Origin of the sequence: Rhodosalinus sp. FB01, assembly GCF_041365715.1 — a bacterium.
Classification (GTDB): domain Bacteria; phylum Pseudomonadota; class Alphaproteobacteria; order Rhodobacterales; family Rhodobacteraceae; genus Rhodosalinus.
Genome location: NZ_JBGFSH010000060.1, coordinates 1 through 508, shown reverse-complemented (window position 1 = coordinate 508; position 508 = coordinate 1). Strand labels below are relative to the sequence as shown.

Below are 508 nucleotides of genomic sequence, written 5' to 3'. Positions count from 1 at the left end.
CTCCGTCCGGTTTCACGAAGGCGAGCAGCGCGAGCCCGATCAGGAACAGCGCGATCAGCGGCGTCACGCCCATTTGCTGGCTGCCCGTCGCCCATGTGGCGAAGCCTATGGCGAGCGGCGCGACGAAGGAGGTCGCCTTGCCCGCCAGCGCGTAAAGGCCGAACGCCTCGGTCATCTTGGCCGGGTCGGCCTGGCGGACCATCATCGTCCGGCTCGCAGCCTGGATCACGCCGCCCGCCGCGCCGATCGTCACGNGAGGTCGCCTTGCCCGCCAGCGCGTAAAGGCCGAACGCCTCGGTCATCTTGGCCGGGTCGGCCTGGCGGACCATCATCGTCCGGCTCGCAGCCTGGATCACGCCGCCCGCCGCGCCGATCGTCACGCCGAGGATGTAGAAGGCCACGTCCGACGCGGACGAGCCCTCGGCCAGCGGCACCCCGAAGAGCCGCGTGGGCGAGACGAAGAGGATCGCCACCGCCACGCCGGTCAGGATCAGGATGCAGGCGGTAA

General features: G+C 70.4%; 1 pseudogene. It reads right to left on the bottom strand.

The features are described 5' to 3' along the window. Positions 1–253: pseudogene (locus tag AB6A65_RS16560) on the bottom strand (MFS transporter); the annotation flags it as partial. Positions 254–508 lie beyond the last annotated feature (255 nt).